Origin of the sequence: Saccharicrinis sp. GN24d3 (genome assembly GCF_052400645.1) — a bacterium.
In the GTDB taxonomy this organism is placed as follows: Bacteria; Bacteroidota; Bacteroidia; order Bacteroidales; family Marinilabiliaceae; genus Saccharicrinis.
Genome location: NZ_JBQTGI010000083.1, coordinates 1 through 948, shown reverse-complemented (window position 1 = coordinate 948; position 948 = coordinate 1). Strand labels below are relative to the sequence as shown.

Below are 948 nucleotides of genomic sequence, written 5' to 3'. Positions count from 1 at the left end.
GCCATGGTAACCGTGGCCGATGTAATGGCCGACAACGGCGTGGTGCACGTGATCGATGCCGTATTGCTTCCGCCTACTGATGTGATTTTAAGTCATACTGAAAAGTACGGAAACATTCTTGTAGACCATAATGGTAATACACTTTATTTCTTTACCAAAGATGCTGACGGTAATTCACTTTGCCAGGACGGCTGTTTGGATAACTGGCCCGTTTTCTATGCTCCTCAACTAAGTGTGGGGAATGGTTTAAACGCCTCAGACTTTAACATGATTGACAGAGGTGATGGAAATATGCAAACAACCTACAAAGGATGGCCATTATACTATTTTGCAGGTGACCATAGTGCGGGCGACATCAATGGAGAAGGACTTGGAAACAAATGGTTTGTGGCCAAACCGGATTATACCATTATGGTTGTTGACCATCAATTAACCGGGCTTGACCATGTTGAGTATAAAGGTGATTATACACCTGGTCAGGAAATCATTCAATACTTTACGGATGACAAAGGTAATACGTTATACATCTGGATAAAGGATAATAAGAATCAAAATAATTTCACGGCTGATGATTTCTCCAATAATGGCATTTGGCCTATTTACGAAGAGACAGAAATTATTGTGCCATCATCATTGAATCAAGAATTATTTGGAGTAATTGAAGTCTATGGCAAAAAACAACTTACCTATAAAGGTTGGCCATTGTATTTCTTTGGAAAAGATGAGAATCGCGGTGAAAACAAAGGCGTTAGCGTACCTGCACCGGGCATATGGCCTGTTGCCCAAGCAGGCATTAATCCCGCCATTGATAAAACCGTGGTTGACATCATCGTGAACAGCGAGGACCATAACACCCTGGAAGCGGCCGTCGTTGCCGCAGAACTGGCCGATGACCTGGCCGGCGAGGGGCCGTTTACCGTGTTTGCACCTACCGACGATGCGTTCGCC

The 948-nt window shown here is 44.2% G+C and carries 1 protein-coding gene; it reads left to right on the top strand.

Annotation, left to right across the window (positions count from 1 at the left end; translation table 11 throughout):
* A partial coding sequence (locus ACT29I_RS25690) for a fasciclin domain-containing protein (RefSeq protein WP_444794864.1) occupies positions 1-948 on the top strand: 948 nt, incomplete at both ends.